Origin of the sequence: Pseudoduganella aquatica, from assembly GCF_020865585.1 — a bacterium.
Taxonomy (GTDB): domain Bacteria; phylum Pseudomonadota; class Gammaproteobacteria; order Burkholderiales; family Burkholderiaceae_D; genus Rugamonas; species Rugamonas aquatica_A.
Genome location: NZ_CP086370.1, coordinates 6,583,276 through 6,599,856, shown reverse-complemented (window position 1 = coordinate 6,599,856; position 16,581 = coordinate 6,583,276). Strand labels below are relative to the sequence as shown.

The window sequence follows — 16,581 nt, the reverse complement described above, 5'->3', positions numbered from 1 at the left end:
GAGGATTGTGGAACAATTGGGAGAAGTACCTGCCGCTCATGCGGTGGCAGTCATCGAGTATTCGCTGCATATTTCAAATGCGGCCAAGTTAAACCTGGCCGATTTTCAGAACTCGGTGCCACTTCTGCGAGAGCTCTGCATCGTAAATGACAGTGACCGCGAGCTCTTGAGTTTGCAGCTACGGTTGGAGTCTGTCCCGCCGTTCCTCAAGCCGAAAAGCTGCTTAATAGATGCTTGCGCCCCGAAGTCTCGCTATGAAATCAAAGATTGCGATGTCCAGCTTGATGGCGCGTTGCTAAGCAAGCTCACCGAGGCTGAAACAGCCACGGTTGTCTTCATCATTGTCGAGAAGGCTGGGACGCCGGATGAAAAGGTGCTCACGACCTCGGAGCGCAAAGTGGAGCTCCTGCCTCGTAACCAATGGGGTGGGCTCTCCCATCTGCCAGATTTGGTCGCGGCGTTCGTACAGCCGAATGAATTGGCGGTTGACCGGCTGCTCAAACAAACCGCTGAGGTTCTGCGCCAAGCGGGAAAGAGCCCAGCCATCGACGGATATGCCGGAGGCGCAAAGCGCGCCTGGGAACTAACATCGGGGCTTTGGAGTGCGGTTGCCGGGCTTGGACTGGACTATGCTCTTCCGCCAGCCAGCTTCGAGCATAAGGGCCAAAAGGTTCGCAGTCCCGCACAAGTCTTAGATGCCCGCATCGGCACATGCCTCGACCTGACGCTCTTGTTCTGCGCCGCGCTCGAGCAAGCTGGCCTCAACCCCATCGTCGTGTTCACCAAGGGCCATGCTTTCGCTGGCGTCTGGCTGCGGCAAGAAGAATTCTCGACGGTCGTGGTCGATGACGTAACCGCTATCCGAAAACGCGTAAAGCTAAAGGAGCTGGTGCTTTTCGAGACCACCCTCATCACGCAAAGGCCGACTCCGTCCTTTACGTATGCGACTGAGCATGCCGCTGCCAGAATCGCCGAGGAAAAAGGCGAAGAATTCGAACTCGCCGTCGACATTCGGCGCGCCCGCATGCAGCGCATCAAGCCTCTCGCAAGTGCAGAGAGTCAAGCCATTAGTCCACCACCGAGAGTGACCGACGAGGCGCACGAGGCGACCTTTGATGAAGCGCCTGACCTGCCCGAGGCGGACATAGCCGAACCCGATGCCGCAACGCTCGACCCCAAGGACCGGCTGGCAAGGTGGCAGCGCAAGCTGCTCGACCTCTCACTCCGAAACAATCTGCTCAATTTCCGAGGTGCAAAAAAATCCTTGCGTCTAGAAGCGCCCGAGCCGAGTGCACTGGAGGACATTCTCTCTGATGGCAGCCCCATTCGCCTTCTTGCTCGCCCAGACCTGATGGATGGCGCTGACCCGCGTGACCAGGCTATTCACGAGCGGCGTTCACGTGAAGATGTTCGCCGTGAGCATGCGCTTGATGCCCTCAAACGGCGCGAAGTATTCGTGAGTGTTGACGAGAAGGAGTTGGAAACACGCCTGGTCGATTTATACCGGACGGCGCGAACGACGATGCAGGAAGGTGGAGCGAATACGCTCTTTTTGGCACTGGGTTTCTTGAATTGGACACGAGACGATAAAGGCGGACAAAAGTACAAGGCGCCGCTCATTCTGATTCCGGTGTCGCTGCATCGAAAGAGCGCCCGGTCTGGCTTCACGGTGGTTCTGCACGAAGACGAGCCGCGATTCAACCCTACGCTGGTGGAAATGCTACGCCAGGACTTCAAGTTGAACTTGGGCGTAGCCGATGGCGAACTTCCCCATGACGATGCAGGCCTGGATGTAGCGCTAATTTGGAAGACCGTGTCCCACGCGGTGCGCGACATCAAAGGCTGGGAAGTATCGGAAGAGGTTGTCTTGGCCATGTTCTCATTTGCCAAGTACCTGATGTGGGTCGACTTGACGCAGCGTACTGACCAACTGCGTGAAAATCCTGTGGTCAAGCACCTGCTCGATACGCCGCGAGACCCTTATCCGAGCACGGTGGCTTTCCCGGAACCCAAGCGGTTGGATATTGATTTCACCCCGGACAAGACTTTTTGTCCGCTGCCGGCCGATTCATCGCAGCTGTCGGCAGTCATGGCCGCTGTCAGGGGAAAGGATTTCGTATTGGTCGGCCCTCCTGGGACAGGCAAGAGCCAGACGATTTCCAACCTCATCGCCCAATGCCTGGCGGAAGGCAAACGTGTCCTGTTCGTTTCCGAAAAAATTGCCGCCCTTGACGTCGTGTACCGGCGTCTCCGGGAGGTCGGTCTGGGTGAATTTTGTCTTGAGCTTCATTCAAGCAAAGCGCGCAAGCTGGATGTCTTAAGCCAACTGCAGAGAGCATGGGAGGCCCAGGGGGATATCGACCCCGAGGAATGGCGGGCTCAGGCGGATAAACTCAAGCGATACCGCGATGAGCTAAACCAATATGTTGAACGCCTGCACCAGAAGCATCGCAACGGGTTGACCATCTACAGAGCCATTGGCCGGGTAGTGGACGGCGAAGGTATCGCTGAACTCGGCCTTTCCTGGCCTGGTCCGGCCTTCCATGATGCGCAGCAACTCGATGCTATGCGAGAACTCGTTGAGCGACTAGGTGTAAATGCCTTGGAAGTCGGTGCCGACCAATTGATTAGCGGACCGTTTGCATTTGTCGGATGCAGCGACTGGACGCCGTCATGGCAGAAGATTCTCATTGATGCTGCCCGTGACGTCATTCCTGCAGCGGAACGGGCTCAACACGGCGTGGCGGCGTTTCAGGAGGCGGCATCATTGCCTGAGCTGCCCACTAACTTTCGTGCGCGGGCCGCGCTTGTTTCGTTGGCGCATACGTTGCCAGCCGCCGCTGGCAAGAACTGGGGATTCAGTTTCCGCAGCGATGCCCGCGACCTGCTTGTGCGACTGCAACAGGGTTTCCAACTCGTTGTCCATCATCGCGCGCTGAACGCTCAGATGAGCCAACCATGGACGGATGCCATCCACGCACGATGCAGGAAGGGACTTGCGCTGCTCGCCGAGTACGAACGCATTCGCTCCGAGCTTGGCCATCCCTGGCCATTGGACGTAGTTGAAGAGCTGGGCAAAGGCCTGGAGCTGTTGGAGGCGCTTTCGGAAAATCACAGGCGGCTGTCTGTGAAATATGGCGAGCAGATTGAGCAGCTCAATGTCCATCAACTTCAACGAGAGTATGCACTGGCGAAGCAAAGCATCTGGCCGCTTTCATGGCTACGCAAGCGGAAAATAGAGAAAACGCTTGAAGCCACCATCACTGGCGAAGGCCAGCCTCAGGTTGAGAGTGACCTTCTGTTGTTGGTCGCAATTCGTGACATTAGGGCTGAGGTCGGAAAAATCGAGATTGGCCCCTTGGCGGAAGGTATATGGGCGGGTCTGAAGACCCGGCCGGAATTCGCCATTGCGGCATTAAAATTTCAAGCAGTACTGGCCGCGGCACACGCACGCGAGACATGGATTGACCAAGGCTTCGAAGCCATCGCGAACGGTCGTTGTGGTGCTCGTCTGGCATCCGATTTGTCGCGCGCGAGGGAGCTTCAAGCACGTGATGCCGAGATAATGGTCATGGCGCCGCTATCGAGCGACACGAATGGACTTTGGGCGGGCTATGAGACGCGGCAAAACCTCCTGAGCGCGGCGATGCAGTTCACACTTGCCCACCGGGCTGTACAAGAATGGGGCGCCTTGCAGGGGCAGCACGATGAAATAGCGTCGGGGGATTGCGGTGCTCTACTCGCCGATGACTACCAACGACTGCATCAGCGAACTGCACTGGAGGAAAAGCTGAGTAGCTATGACGACCTGCGTTCCCTGACCGAAGGGACGTGGGCCGGCCTGCGTACCACGCTCGAAAGTATCGAACAGGTTAATGCATTCCGGACCGACGTCGCAGCGGCCATAGCAAACCTGGCTGAATCCCCGGAGATGGCGATATCCCTGAACTCGGCCTTGCAGCGCCTGGTAGTTGACGGTAATGCGATGCTCGATGCATCAGGGCGGATTGCCGCGACTGGCGCTAAGTATGTGGAGGCTGATTCGGCGATGTCGGCGGTGCTGGAAAAGCTTGCTACGGTTGGCTCATTCACTGGCGACAACGCATCCGAATTCAACGACGCATCGCTTCCCGACCTGATTACGCGTTGCCAGGCTATCGTCATTGCAGAGAATCGACTACATGCCTGGTGCGCATGGCGCAAGGTCCGCGTGGAGGCTATGAGTGTTGGCTTGGCGCCGCTGGTAATCGCGATGGAAGGCGGTGCTGTCGGCGCAAAAGTCACCGCACGGGTTTTTGAGACGAATTACAGCCGGTGGTGGCTCAATGCTGTGGTGGACAACGAGCCCGTCATCCGAGGTTTCGTCTCCGCCGAACATGAAAAGCGAATTGACGACTTTCGAACACTGGATAAGCGATTTACTGAACTGACGCGCTCTTGGGTGCGAGCCACTATGTGTGCCGACCTCCCCAAGGCGGACACGGTCACACGAAATTCCGAGTGGGGGATTTTGCGCCACGAGATGAGCAAGAAGAAACAGCACTTGCCGCTACGGACACTCATGAAAAACATCCCGACCGCGCTGACCAAGTTGACGCCGTGTCTTTTGATGAGTCCTCTCTCGATTGCTCAGTATCTCTCAGCAGATGCCGAAGCTTTCGATGTGGTTGTCTTTGACGAAGCCTCACAGATACCAGTCTGGGACGCCATTGGTGCTATCGCGCGTGGCAAGCAGGTTGTCATGGTGGGGGACCCGAAACAGCTTCCACCTACGGCCTTCTTCGACCGGGCAGAATCCGGGGCGGATGATGAAGACGTCGAATCCGACCTCGAAAGCATCCTTGACGAGTGCATGGGCGCCAACCTGCCGACAATGAATTTGGCTTGGCATTACCGTAGCCGCAATGAATCACTTATCGCCTTTTCCAATCATCGGTATTACGGCGGCGGCTTGGTGACCTTCCCATCGCCGGTGACCGAGGACCGCGCGGTTAGCTTCCACCACATCAAGGGTGTTTACGAAAAAGGTGGTGCCCGTATCAACAAGGCGGAAGCTAAAGCCCTGGTCGCAGACGTTGTCGCGAGATTGAAGTTGCCGAGCTTCAGAGAGTCGAAGCTCACAATTGGTGTCGTGACCTTCAACACCGAGCAAATGAATCTCATCGAGGATTTGCTCGATGAGGAGCGGCGCAAAGACCCTTCACTGGAACCATACTTTTCTGAGATGGAGCTGGAGCCTTTGTTCGTCAAGAACCTGGAGTCGGTCCAAGGTGATGAGCGAGACATCATGTATTTCTCCATGACCTTCGGGCCGGACCTTACCGGCGCGGTGTCGATGAATTTTGGGCCCATGAACCGTGACGGCGGAGAGCGACGCCTGAATGTCGCCATCACGCGAGCACGGCACGAGCTCCGCGTGTTTTCAAGTTTGAAGGGGGAGCAAATCGACTTGTCGCGCACTCAAGCCGCAGGCGTTCGGGATTTGAAGCACTTCCTGGAATTCGCTGAACGAGGGCCCAGCGCCTTGGCGGAGGCAACCAAGGGAAGTCTCGGTGGTTTTGAAAGCCCATTTGAAGAAGCTGTGGCCGCCGCGTTAGCCTCCAAGGGGTGGCAAGTTCATACGCAAATCGGAGCATCGTCTTTCCGCATCGACCTTGGGATTGTTCATCCTGACGCGCCGGGAACCTATTTGTGCGGAGTTGAATGCGACGGAGCGACGTATCACCGCTCGGCGACGGCACGCGACCGCGACATGTTGCGCGAACAGGTCCTTCGCGGCCTTGGCTGGGAAATTTTGCGCATTTGGTCTACGGATTGGTGGATAGACCGTAAAGGAACTTTCGAGAAGGTTCATCAAGCGCTGGAGAGATTGCTCGAGCAAAGTCGCGCCACGCGCGCCTGGCGGCAAGAGCAGGACGACGCGAAAATCGAAGCTGAGACGGCGATTGCTCATGCAAGGGATGGAACGGCAACCCCTACTACGGTGTTTGAGGGGGAGAACGTCCAGTATGTGCAAGGTTCAACTCAGACCAACGACCAGCTAACCATCGCTAGGGAGGAGACGGCCGAAGTCGCGTACGCTGAAAATGCAGCTGCGAGCGCCGCTTTGGAGCCTCCCTTGTTCGTTGAATCGGACCCGCGAGAGGTAGTTGCGTCTCTAAATCCGGAGGAGTTTTTCGATAGCACCTATGACCTTACTCTTCGTCAAATGATTGAATACGTCGTGAATATCGAAGGCCCTATCCTCGACACGGTGCTTGCACGTCGCATTGCGCGCGCCCACGGCTGGCAGCGTACCGGTGCCCGCATTCAGGAGCGGGTCTCTTCGTTAGCTCGCTCGTTCGCGACTTCCACGGATGAGGATATTGGTCTGTTCTTCTGGGCTAAGGGAAGAGGTCCAGAGGTCCCTGTCGTCTTTAGGGGCGGAGCGGATGATGGCCGAAACGTTGATGAAATTTGCATCGCCGAGCTAAGGTCATTAGTTCAAAAGGTCAGTGTGGCTGGACGGACCAGCGATGGCGTCATCACTGCAATGGCACGCGAACTAGGGCTTCAGAGAGTCCGTGCCGCAACTCGGGTTCGGTTCGAAAGAGCTTTGGAACTCGCTCGTCGATGAGTCAAGAAGGTACGTCACTTTAGTCCTGCCGATTTTTATCGGTATGTCTTGAATGATAACTCTCTGATGTGAATAATCGAGTTTATGTGCCCCTATCAGGGGCGACGCAGGGCCTAAAGATTAGCGTACTCAGTCGTTGTGCGAGCTAAACATTCCGGTGCTGTTGCGCGCTCCAGCTCATCCAGCCAGCGAATAGCCTGTTCCCGCCTGGAACCGCACATTTCTTCCGACGGTTGTAGCCCGCCACAGAACGCCGGCCGCTCCGGCTTGCCGAAGATGCGGCAGCGGTTGTCATCCGCCAGTTGAACACACCTGACACCCGCAGGTTTTCCGCTTGGCATGCCTGGTATGGGACTCGTAATCGAAGGGGCGATGCAGCACGCACCGCAGTGGTCACGGCAGTTCATGGCATCTCTTTTTTTGGCAACCGGCTTGCCCTTCGGTATGCCGGGGATGGGCGAGTGATGGAGGGGCGGTGCAGCAGGCACCGCATCCGGGCCGGCACTGCACTGCGGTTTCTGCTGTTGTCATGACTGTACTGTTGTGCCGCTGACCACGCGGCGGGCCGAATTCGAGGCCGATAGTATAACCCCCGCCGCCTCCAAGCCGCCTCGCTTTCCAGCCCTCAATGTTTCCCTGACGTCACACTGATGTCACAAAGGAATGGCAAGATGCCACCTGTTCGTCTCTCTCCCACTATGGATGTTTAGGCCCGCACACTCCCCGGTGCGGGCCGTTTTTTTCTAAAGGAACCGGCTGTGGAGTTCAACGCATCGCGACTGGATCTGCCCCGCTTCCGCCTCTCGACGGCGGCCGACCTGTGCATTGAAACCGTGTCGGTGCAGTCGGACATGAGCAATTTCGGCGTGCTGGAGCTGTTCACCGAGCGGCGCGACCTGATGAGCCTTCCGGTGATCGAGAACGAGCGGCCCATCGGCCTGATCAGCCGCAACATCTTCATGTCGCAGATGTCCAAGCCCTTCTACCACGAGGTGTACGGCAAAAAAAGCTGCATCGCCTTTATGGACAAGGAGCCGCTGATCGTGGACGCGGCCATGAGCATCGAGGCGCTGACCTTCCGCGCCGTGGAGTCGGGCGAGAAGGCGCTGGCGGACGGCTTCATCATCACGCGCGGCGGTGCGCTGGGCGGTGTGGGCTTCGGCCTGCAGCTGATGAACGTGGTGGCCAATATGCAGGCCGAGAAAAACCGCCAGATCATGCACAGCATCGACTACGCCAGCGTGATCCAGCGCGCCATGCTGCGCACCTCGCGCGCGGCGCTGGCCGAAACGCTGCCGGACGCGCACCTGGTCTGGCAGCCGCGCGACGTGGTCGGCGGCGACTTCTATTATTTCGTCAAATATGAGGACGGCTGGTTCGCCGCCATCGCCGACTGCACCGGCCACGGCGTGCCGGGCGCCTTCATGACGCTGATCTCCTCGTCGATCCTGACGCAGGCCTTGCAGGCGCTGGGTCCGCGCGATCCGGCCGCGCTGCTGGCGGAGGTGAGCCGGGGCGTGAAATCCATGCTGGGCCAGATGGAAGGGCAGGGCGGCGCCACCGAATCGGACGACGGCATGGACGCCGCCTTCCTGTGGTTCGACTCCGCCAGCCGCCAGCTCAGTTTCGCCGGCGCCCGCCTGGCGCTGCACCTGCTGCCGCCGGACCAGGATGGCATGGAGGCGGCCGTGCAGACGCTGGACAGCGACCGCATGGGCGTGGGCTACGTGGACACGCCGTTCGGCTTCAGCTGGAGCGCCAGGACGGTGGACGTGGCGCCGGGCAGCCTGCTGTTCATCACCACCGACGGCCTGGTCGACCAGATCGGCGGCCCGCGCGAGATCGCCTACGGCAAGCGCCGCATCCGCGACGTGCTGCTGGCCCAGCGCCGCGCACCGGCCGCGCAGCTCAGCCAGGCCTTGCTGGACGATTTCCAGGCCTGGCAAGGCGCGCAGCCGCGCCGCGACGACCTCACTTTTTTCTGCTGCCGTCCCTAAGGAAGGAACGATTTTGCTCTACGAAGAATTCAACGAGTTTTGGGACGTGGCGCGCAAGCGCAACATCATTTTTTTCTACGCGGGCTATTTCTCGCAGCACGTGGTGGCCGCCATCGCCGAAACCATCAAGGCACGGCTGGACACGGCCGGCGCGGCGGGGCCGACGCGGCGCCGCATCTTCTCGTCCTTTGTCGAAATGTCGCAGAACATCATGCACTACTCGTCGGACACGCTGACGCCGGACCACGCGCAGGCCAGCCAGATGCGGCGCGGCTCGTTCTGCATCGGCATGCGCGAGGACAGCTTCTTCCTGCTTTGCGCCAACCCGGTCTCCACCGAAAGCGTGAACGCCATCCGCGCGCGCCTGGAGCCGCTGCACAGTATGACCATGGAGGAAATCAAATCCGCCTACAAGAAGGCGCTGCGCGACGAAACCCCTGCCGACAGCAAGGGTGCAGGTCTCGGCTTCCTGACCATGGCGCGCGACGCCAGCGCGCCGCTGGAGTTCGAGTTCGTCAAGGAGACGCACGACCCGGACACCACGGTGTTCTGCATCAAGGCCATCATCTGAAAAAGAAACCAACGTCATGGAACCCTACTACATCTCCGCTTCGCCCACTTCGCCCGAGATCGACTTCCGCTTCGACCAGCACACGCTGTCGATCAAGGGCGAGTCCTACCCCGAAAACGCCGCGCTGTTCTACGGCCCGGTGATCGAACAGGTGCGCGCCTACCTGGCCGGCTGCGGCCAGGCCGACATCACCGTCAACGTGTCGCTGGCCTACTTCAACAGCTCCAGCACCAAGATGCTGTTCACGCTGTTCGAGGCGCTGAACCAGGCCGCCATGGACGGCAGCGCGGTGCGCCTGAACTGGTACTACGACGAGGACGACGACACCATCCTCGAATTCGGCCAGGAGCTGCAGGACGATTTCGGCGCGCTGGACTTCAGCAACCATCCGGTGGCGCATAACTGATCTTATGGCTGAACCGGACCTGTTCGCCGCCGAGAGCGCGGTGCTGGCCGCCGCGCGCGCGGCGCACGAGGACGACAGCGCCGACGCGGCCGAGTACCGCCGCGTGCTGGGCGAGATGATGGCGCACTACGAGCGCCTGATGCGCGAAACGCGCCGCCTGATACGGCGCAGCGACCGCGCCGAGCGCGACATGAACCAGCTGAACCGCCAGCTGCACGAGCTGGCCGGCCAGCTGGAATACCGCGCCACGCACGATCCGCTGACCGGGGCGCTGAACCGCGCCGCCCTGATCGAGCACGCCAGCCGCCTGCTGGAGCAGGGCGACCTGGCCCTGATCGTGCTCGACATCGACCACTTCAAGCAGGTCAACGACGACTTCGGCCACCCGGCCGGCGACGCCGTGATCCAGGCCGTGGTGCGCTGCCTGGTGTCCCTGCTGGGCGACCAGGTGGCCATAGGCCGCGTGGGCGGCGAGGAATTCTCCGTGGCCTGGCCCACGCGCCACGGCGCCGAGGCGGCCCTGCTCGGGGAGCGCGTTTGCCACGCCATCGCGCGCGAAGTGTTCGCCGCCCCCATCAACCGTCCGGTGACGGCCAGCGTGGGCATCAGCTGGAATCCCTGCGGCACCTCGTTCGACACCGCCTACCTGCGCGCCGACGAGGCGCTGTATGAGGCCAAGCGCGCGGGCCGCAACTGCGTGCGCCTGGCGCCCTGAATTTACGGTATCCTTGCAAGCTGCCGGCGCTGTCTTTCGTCGCCGTTTAACAGCTCGCTTCAACGAGGACTCCCGTGGCATTAGCGCCCATCAACGACCCCCAGCAGCTCCGCGCCTGGCTGGCCGCCGCCGCCGCGCGCGACGCCAAAGCATTCCGATCCCTGTATGACGCAACTTCGCCGAAACTGTTCGGCTACGCGCTGCGTATATTGCATAAGCGCGAGCTGGCCGAGGAAGTGCTGCAGGAGAGTTTCGTCTCCATATGGAATAGCGCCCGCAGTTACCAAAGCCAGCTGGCCGCGCCCATGACGTGGATGGCAGCCATCGTGCGCAACAAGGCGCTCGATGCGCTGCGCCGCGTGGACGGCACCCTGGAGATCGACGTGGATACTTTTGACAGCACCATACTGAATGCCCTGCATGACCCCGGTGCGACGCCGATCGAGGCGCTGCAGATCAGCAGCGACGCCAAGGCGCTGGCCTATTGCATGTCCATGCTGGAGGGCTTGCACCGTCAGGTGATCGGCATGGCGTTTTATCACGACCTGTCGCACAGCGAAGTGGCGCAGCAGATGGCCATCCCCATCGGCACGGTGAAAACCTGGATACGGCGCAGCCTGGAACGCCTGAAGACCTGCCTGGCGAAAGGGGAGCGGCCATGAATATCCGGGGCAATCCAGGCCTGCGCGAGAAGCTGGCGGCCGAATATGTGCTGGGCACGCTGCGCGGTGGCGCGCGGCGCCGCTTTGAAGGCTATATGCATAACGACGCGGCGCTGCGCCGCACCGTGGCCGAATGGCAGGACCGCCTGTTGCCGCTGTCCGAGTTCGCCGGCGAGCAGAAACCGCGCGCCGAAGTGTGGCGCGGCATTGAGCGGCGCCTGCGCCTGGTTGCGCCCGCGCCTGCCTGGCAGTTCTGGCGCCAGGAGTCGCTGAGATACTGGCGCGGCCTGAGCATGGCTTCGGGCGCGGTGGCGGCGCTGGCCATTGCCGTCGCGTTGACGCTGACGCTGGCGCCGCCGTCCGAACAGGCGGCGGCCATCAACTACGCCGCCACGCTGACGGACGAGCAATCGCAAACCGCCATCCTGCTGACCGGCGACAGCCGCCGCCAGGTGATGGAGGTGCGGGTGGTGAACGGCGTGGCCGTGGCGGACGACAAGACGCTGCAGCTGTGGGCGATACCCAAGCAGGGCAATCCGCGCTCGCTGGGCATCCTGCCGGATAACCGCAGCGCCAGGCTGGCGCTGTCCGAGCGCGCCATCGGCAGCGACGTGCAGCTGCTGGCCATCAGCCTGGAGCCGAAAGGTGGCTCGCCGAATCCCAACGGCCCGACCGGGCCGGTCCTCTACAAGGGCAACTGGGTCCGGCTGCTTTAAAAGCGGTGCGTGAGCGTGAGCCGGACGGTGCGTGGTTCGACCGGGTGGATATGCCGGTCTTCCACCCCGCCGGCCGCTTCGCCGCGCAGGCGGGAGGCATAGTAGTACTCGATATCGCTGGCTTTCTTGTCCAGCAGATTGAATACATCCAGCGTTAAAGCGGTGCTTGGAGCCAGCTTGTAGGCCAGGCGCGCGTAGGCCAGCGCGGTCGATGCCGAGCGCACGCTGTTGTCCGCAGTGAGCGGACGCGGACCAAAGTAGCGCACCTGCAGGCCGCCGGACCAGCGCTGCAGATCCGTCACCGTCACGCCGAAAGAGGCAGCCCGTTCCAGCGCGCCGCTGATGCGGTTCTCCGTTGCGGGGGCGTCGCGGTAGCGCGCGCGGGAGGTGGCCAGGTCCAGGTCGAACAGCAGCCAGGGACGGGCGATGTAGTGGTTGTTCCATTCAATGCCGCTGCGGCGGCTCGCGCCGCTGGCTTCGGTTTCCCCCGCGTCGCCGACGTACACCAGCTCCGACGCGCTATCCATTTTCCACAGCGCCAGCGAGCTTTGCAGCCCGGGCAGCAGTTCGCTGCGCAGGCCCGCCTCGTAGCCGCGCGTGGCCGCCAGCGGCGTGACCGGCTGCGCAGCCGCGCCGTCCGCCAGCCGCGTTTGCGTAACGCCGCGTGCGTCGTTGCTGTGGAAGCCTTTGCCGAAGTTGAGGAAATATTCCGTCCGCGCCCACGGCCCAAAGATCAGCGACAGCTTGGGCGACACGATGCCGCTGCTGGCTTTGCCGCTGTTGCCGGCCATGTCGCTGCCGACCTTGAACCGGTAGGCGTCGTAGCGCAGGCCGGCCACGGTGCGGAAGGTCGGCAGCCAGTTGGCCACGTTCTCGGCATACAGCGCGGCGCTGCCCTCGTCGAGCCGGTCTTCGCGTATGGTGCCGGTGCGCGCGCGTGCGGTGGTGGTGTACAGGCCAAGCGGGGACACCTTGTCGTAGCGGACCTGCAGGCCTAGCTTGCTGCGCATGGCAATGCCGCCGGCTTCATGCAGCCAGGTGTTGCTGGCGTCCGCGCCCATTACGTTGCGGCGTTCGCTTTGCTGGAACTGGTCGCCCTGTTCGGGGTTCTCCAGCAGATAGCTGAAGTTGCTGTACAGGTCCAGGCTGGAATGCAGCGCGTAGGCGCTGAATTCGAAGCGGCTGTCCGCGTTCCTGCGGTGCAGCGCGTAGGACAGGCTGTAGCGGCTGCTGATGCCGCCGTCGCTGGCGTCCAGCGTGCCGAAGCGGCTTATCAGGCCGGAATCGAGCGCGCGCTGCGGCACCTGGTCTGTGGCGCGCCAGCGGTTGCGGTAGGCCATGCCGGTGATGCTGTAGCCCTGGTCCGCGCCGCCCGCGCTGTAGCGCAGCACGGCGCTGTATTTGCGCACGCCTTCCGGCACGTCCCAGGGGCCGTCGTTGTGGTTGGCCTCCAGCGCGTACAGCAGATTGCCGCCGGCGTAGCCGCTGCTGTTCGCCACCACGGCGCGGCGGTAGCCGTTGCCGCCCAGTGTGATGCTGGCCATGCCCGGCAGCGTGTCCGCCAGGCGGATGCGCGCCGCGCCGGCCGAGGCGAAGTCGCCCGTGTCGGCGAAGTAGGCGCCTTTCTGGTAGTCGATGCGCTGCACCAGCTCGGGGATCAGGAAGTTCAGGTCGGAATAGCCCTGGCCGTGCGCGTGGCTGCGCATGTTGACCGGCATGCCGTCCACGAAGGTGGCGAAGTCGGTGCCGTGGTCCAGATTGAAGCCGCGCAGGAAGTACTGGTTGGCTTTGCCGTCGCCGCTGTGCTGCGTGACGATCATTCCGGGCACGAATTCGAGCAGCTCGCCGGTGCGCAGCGCGGGGCGGCTGGCAATGAGGCTGGAGGTGATGCGGCCCTGGCTGGCCGCGTCGGAAGTGCCGATGGCGTTGTCGTAGTGGCCGATGACGGCGACCACTTGCGGGGCACTTGCCGCGCCGGGGGCTTCGTCGCCAGGCGCGGCCTGTGCGCCGCTGAAGCCAAGCTGCGCCGCCAGCTGTGCGGCAAGCAAAGCGGCCAACCGTCCCGCCGCGCGGACGGCGCCATGCCGGGTTGTGTGCATGAGATGCTCCGTTTGTGCTGCCGCCATGTTCAAAGGGCGGCCAGTTTGATGTCGAAAGCGCGTTCGCTGAGCCACATGCTGGCGGTCAGCACGATCAGCGCGGAACCGCCCACGAATACCACCTGGCGGTAGAACCAGGTGGCGCGCAACAGGAAGGCCAGCGGCAGGAAGGCGGCCACAATGGCCAGCTGTCCCAGCTCCACGCCGGCGTTGAAGCCCAGCAGCGACAGCAGCAGCGAGCCTTGCGGCAGGCCGAGGTCCGCCAGCACGCTGGCGAAACCGAATCCATGTATCAGGCCGAAGGCGAACGCGCCCACCCAGCGCTTGGAACGCACGATGGGCGCCAGGTTGTTCAACGCAGCCGCGATGACGGAAGCCGCGATGACGGATTCCACCAGGCGCGAAGGCAGCGTTACCAGGTCCAGCGCGGCGAGGCTGAGCGTGATGGAATGCGCCAGCGTGAAGGCGCTGACGGTCTTCAGTACGTCGATGACGGTGCCGCGCAATTCAGGCGCGGCGCGCCAGGAATGGTCTTTCCACACCAGTACAGCGGGCAGCAGCAGCGACAGCAGGAACAGAATGTGGTCCAGGCCTATCCAGATATGCCACACGCCGTGCTTCACATAGGCGGCGAATTGGGCCAGCCGCGCGGGCTGGACCAGCTGTATCACCTGCTCTTGCTGGCCGCTGCCGAAGATGGCGCTGGTGGTGTCGGCGGATGCCGCATCCGCCGCGCCCGAGTGCTCCAGGCGCAGCAGGCCTTTGTGCTGCGGGTCGGTGTCGGCGAACAGGCTGTAGCGGATACGCAGCGCGGCGGGCGCCGTGGGGCAGTAGGCGCGGAAGCGCAGCACGGTGTAGGCGCCGTCGCTGTGGCGGTCGATCAGCTGATCGCCGGCGGTGATGGTGCATGCGGCCTGCGTCTCTCCATCCGCCGCCAGCGACAGCCGGGACAGCGCATAGGCAGCGATCTGGCTGTGGTGGTCGCGGATCTCGTCCCAGGTCAGCTGGCCGTCGCCGTCGCTGTCGAGGCCTATCGCGTAGTCCAGGTCGCGCAGGGCGATGTCCCACTGGCCGTCGATATGCTGGCCGCCCGCGCGCAGCACCAGGTAGCTGTCGCTGGGCTTGTGGGCGGCGGCCGGGCCGGCGGCGCAGCACAGCAGCAGGCAGGCCATAAGCAGGCGCATCATGGCTGCATCCTCGCGGCCAGGCGCGGCACGTCCGGCCGGCTGGCAGGCGTTGTGGCTGCGGCTGGCCTGAGCTGCGCAGCGAGCGGCTGGATGGCGGCGTCTTCCAGCGCGGTTTGCGCCATCCACGCCAGCGCGGGGGCGGCGGCGGCGCGGTCGCCGGCCTGCAGCGCCGCCTCAAGCAGGATGCGCAGATCGGCCGGTTCCTTCTGCACCGCCCAGTTGCGCTGCGCCAGCGAAAGCGCGGCCTTCGCATTGCCGCTCAAATGCAGTTCGTAGCGGGCCTGCTCGCGCTGGTGCACGCTGTCCCCGCGCAGGGCGGCGGCGTCGAAGCGCGCCTGGAGTTCATGGGTGTCCGCCGCCAGCTGTTCCTGGAGCTCGGACGAGGGACGCTGTCCTTGGCGCTGCCGCTGCGCTTGCTGCTGCTTGAGCGCCAGCGCATGGCGCAGCAGCAGGCCGTCGATGCGGCGGTGCTCTTTGGTCAGCGCCGCAGCGTCGGCGGCGCGCTGCCGGTCGAGCAGAAAGTCGGCGTAGGCGCCCAGCAGGTAGCTGTCGCGCGGCGCCAGTTTCAGCGCGGCCTGGTAGCGCGTTTCGGCCAGCGGAGCGTCGCCGCGCCGCGCCGCCATTTCCGCCAGCTGCGTCAGTGACCAGGCTTGCATGCCCGGCTCCGCGTTCGTGCTGCGCTGCAAAGTGGTGGCCAGCAGCATGTCGCTTTTGAGCAGGCGGCCGGTCAGGCCCGACACATTGGTCAGGCAAGTGATGCTGGACAACTGGTCCGCCAGCGTGGACAGGCGCGCGCAGCTGGCCGTGGCCGCGCTGTACTGGCCTAGCACGGTCTGCACGGTGGCGCGGGTGAGCCAGGCTTGGGCGTTGGACGGCTCGGCCGCCGTCACGCCGTCGAGGTCCGCCATGGCTGCAGGGAACTGGTGGATGTTTTGCAGCAGCGTGGCGCGCAACAGGCGTATGGCGGCCGGCGGCGCCGCCTCCTTCCACCACGGCGCCAGCGCAGCCTGCGCGTAGCCGAAGTAGCGCGGATCGGACTCGCTGCGGCCGATGCCGATATAGCGCTGCGCCAGCGCCGCAGCCAGCTCCGCGTTGCGCGGCGCGGCCATCAGCTGCAGCCGCAGGCGGCGCAGTTCGAGTTGCTGCGGGTCGCTGCGGCGCGGCAGCGCTTCGATGACGTCGGTCCCGGCGCTGGGGAGGTGGGGCGTGGCCCGTGCCGGCGGCGCTTGCAGCGAGAGCGTGGCGGCGAGGGCGGCGCCCAGGAATAGGGGGATGCTGGTCATGATCTTGCCATTTCTGTGTAAGCCCCGCGCCGTGCAGGGTTTGGGCACGGCGCGGGGAGGACTGCTTGCCTAGTTGGCCACCGGATCGGTGTTGTCCGGCGTGGTAACGGCCACGCTGTCGATCTCCACCGGCTCCTTGTCTTCCGGGGACGTGGCGATAATGGCCAGCACCGCCGAATAGAACGCGTCCAGCATGGCGACGGGCGGCGGCGCCGGGGGCGGCGTGGTGACGCTGCCGGAGTCGCCGCCGCCGCTGCCGCAGCCGGCCAGCAATAGCGTCAGCGCCAGCGCGCAAGGCGTGATACGGGTCAGTGTTTTCATCATGCTCT

At 63.0% G+C, this 16,581-nt stretch carries 12 protein-coding genes; 7 read left to right on the top strand and 5 right to left on the bottom strand.

All coding sequences use genetic code 11. The features are described 5' to 3' along the window. Positions 1–7 precede the first annotated feature (7 nt). Complete coding sequence (locus KT882_RS29450) at positions 8–6,616, top strand: DUF3320 domain-containing protein (RefSeq protein WP_228893983.1); 6,609 nt, start codon at positions 8–10, stop codon at positions 6,614–6,616. A 113-nt stretch (positions 6,617–6,729) separates the two neighbouring features. On the opposite strand, the gene KT882_RS29445 is transcribed toward KT882_RS29450, so the two are convergent. After that, on the bottom strand, positions 6,730–7,023 hold the full coding sequence (locus tag KT882_RS29445) for a YkgJ family cysteine cluster protein (RefSeq protein ID WP_228893982.1): 294 nt from the start codon (positions 7,021–7,023) through the stop codon (positions 6,730–6,732). A 351-nt stretch (positions 7,024–7,374) separates the two neighbouring features. On the opposite strand from KT882_RS29445, the gene KT882_RS29440 reads away from it, so the two are divergent. From KT882_RS29440 to KT882_RS29415, 6 genes are all read left to right on the top strand, one after another. After that, on the top strand, positions 7,375–8,613 hold the full coding sequence (locus tag KT882_RS29440; RefSeq protein WP_161070939.1) for a SpoIIE family protein phosphatase: 1,239 nt from the start codon (positions 7,375–7,377) through the stop codon (positions 8,611–8,613). A gap of 13 nt (positions 8,614–8,626) precedes the next feature. Continuing rightward, positions 8,627–9,184, top strand: coding sequence for a SiaB family protein kinase (locus KT882_RS29435; protein WP_161070938.1), 558 nt, complete (start codon positions 8,627–8,629; stop codon positions 9,182–9,184). 16 nt (positions 9,185–9,200) lie between these two features. Then, positions 9,201–9,590 carry a DUF1987 domain-containing protein gene (locus KT882_RS29430; protein ID WP_161070937.1) on the top strand — a complete coding sequence of 130 codons (390 nt, stop codon included), beginning with the start codon at positions 9,201–9,203 and terminating at the stop codon, positions 9,588–9,590. Positions 9,591–9,594: 4 nt separating this feature from the next. Further along, entirely contained in the window at positions 9,595–10,305 is a 711-nt protein-coding gene (locus KT882_RS29425) for a GGDEF domain-containing protein (protein ID WP_228893981.1), read from the top strand. A 74-nt stretch (positions 10,306–10,379) separates the two neighbouring features. Then, entirely contained in the window at positions 10,380–10,967 is a 588-nt protein-coding gene (locus tag KT882_RS29420) for a sigma-70 family RNA polymerase sigma factor (protein ID WP_161070935.1), read from the top strand. Continuing rightward, positions 10,964–11,683, top strand: coding sequence for an anti-sigma factor (locus tag KT882_RS29415; RefSeq protein ID WP_228893980.1), 720 nt, complete (start codon positions 10,964–10,966; stop codon positions 11,681–11,683). The genes KT882_RS29420 and KT882_RS29415 overlap by 4 nt, the downstream gene beginning before the upstream one ends. On the opposite strand, the gene KT882_RS29410 is transcribed toward KT882_RS29415, so the two are convergent. From KT882_RS29410 to KT882_RS29395, 4 genes are all read right to left on the bottom strand, one after another. Continuing rightward, the gene (locus KT882_RS29410; RefSeq protein ID WP_228893979.1) at positions 11,680–13,782 is read right to left on the bottom strand and encodes a TonB-dependent receptor; all 2,103 of its coding nucleotides are present in this window, start codon (positions 13,780–13,782) and stop codon (positions 11,680–11,682) included. The genes KT882_RS29415 and KT882_RS29410 overlap by 4 nt on opposite strands. Positions 13,783–13,811: 29 nt before the next feature. Then, positions 13,812–14,969 (bottom strand): HupE/UreJ family protein, encoded by a 1,158-nt coding sequence (locus KT882_RS29405; protein ID WP_161070932.1) that lies wholly within the window; start codon positions 14,967–14,969, stop codon positions 13,812–13,814. Beyond that, the gene (locus tag KT882_RS29400) at positions 14,966–16,252 is read right to left on the bottom strand and encodes a hypothetical protein (RefSeq protein ID WP_228893978.1); all 1,287 of its coding nucleotides are present in this window, start codon (positions 16,250–16,252) and stop codon (positions 14,966–14,968) included. The genes KT882_RS29405 and KT882_RS29400 overlap by 4 nt, the downstream gene beginning before the upstream one ends. 69 nt (positions 16,253–16,321) lie before the next feature. Then, positions 16,322–16,576, bottom strand: coding sequence for a hypothetical protein (locus KT882_RS29395; protein WP_228893977.1), 255 nt, complete (start codon positions 16,574–16,576; stop codon positions 16,322–16,324). Positions 16,577–16,581: the final 5 nt, after the last annotated feature.